Source organism: Vreelandella songnenensis, from assembly GCF_003002925.1.
In the GTDB taxonomy this organism is placed as follows: Bacteria; Pseudomonadota; Gammaproteobacteria; order Pseudomonadales; family Halomonadaceae; genus Vreelandella; species Vreelandella songnenensis.
In genome coordinates, this window is the sequence record NZ_PVTK01000032.1 from 1 (window position 1) to 1,176 (window position 1,176).

Consider the following 1,176-nt stretch of genomic DNA (forward strand, 5'->3'; position numbering starts at 1 on the left):
CGCTGTGAGGCTCAGCGCGGTGTCACCAGCATTGAGGTCGGTCACCGTGACGCTGACACCGTTATCCAGATCGGCTTGCGTGACCGGACGGTTGATCAGTTCGTTGCCCTTGCCGTCGACCACCAGCAGGGTGTCGCCCACCTGGGTACCTTCACCTAGGGTGACCGTGGCGTTGACGCCGTCGCGGATCTCGTCGGCGCTGTAGATATCGCCGGATGCCTCTTCCAGTGCCACCGTAACGCTCGGCGCCTGGGCGTCGATCGTGCCGTTAGCTGTCGACGTGTTGGTGTTACCGGCCGGGTCAGTGACCGTAGCAGTGACGGTGACCGCCGTATCGGTCGCTATCAGATCCGTGACGGTGACGACCAAGCCATCGTTCAGCATGTCTTGGGTCACATCGCCGCGGAACAGCTCGTTACCTTTACCATCGACCACCACCAGGGTGTCGCCTACTTGGGTGCCGTCACCCAGCGTAACTGTGGCGTTGACGCCGTCGCGGATCTCGTCGGCGCTGTAAATATCGCCGGACGCGTCTTCCAGGGTGACGGAGACGCTCGGCGCCTGAGCGTCGATTATCCCTTCAACGGTAGATGTGTTGGTGTTACCGGCGAGGTCAGTCACTGTCGCAGTGACGCTGACCGCTGTGTCGCCGGTGTTCAAATCGGTCACCGTGACGCTGACGCCGTTATCCAGATCGGCCTGAGTGACCGGGCGGTTGACCAGTTCGTTACCCTTGCCATCGACCACCACCAGGGTGTCGCCTACCTGGGTGCCTTCACCCAGCGTGACTGTGGCGTTGACGCCATCGCGGATCTCGTCGGCGCTGTAGATATCGCCGGTGGCGTCTTCCAGGGTGACAGAGACGCTCGGCGCCTGGGCGTCGATCACACCTCCCGCCGTCGTGGTAGTGGTATTACCGGCCGGGTCGGTGACCGTAGCGGTCACGCTAACCGCAGTGTCGGTGGCGTTGAGGTCGGTGATCGTGACGCTGACACCGCTATCCAGATCGGCCTGAGTGACCGGGCGGTTGACCAGTTCGTTACCTTTGCCATCCACCACCATCAGGGTGTCGCCCACTTGGGTACCTTCACCCAGAGTGACCGTGGCGTTGACGCCGTCGCGGATCTCGTCGGCGCTGTAGATATCGCCGGTGGCGTCTTCCAGGGTGACGGAGAC

Annotated in this window: 1 protein-coding gene; it reads right to left on the reverse strand. The window is 62.7% G+C overall.

The features are described 5' to 3' along the window. A partial coding sequence (locus tag B0H98_RS17115) for a hypothetical protein (protein WP_208623645.1) occupies nucleotides 1-1,176 on the reverse strand: 1,176 nt, incomplete at both ends.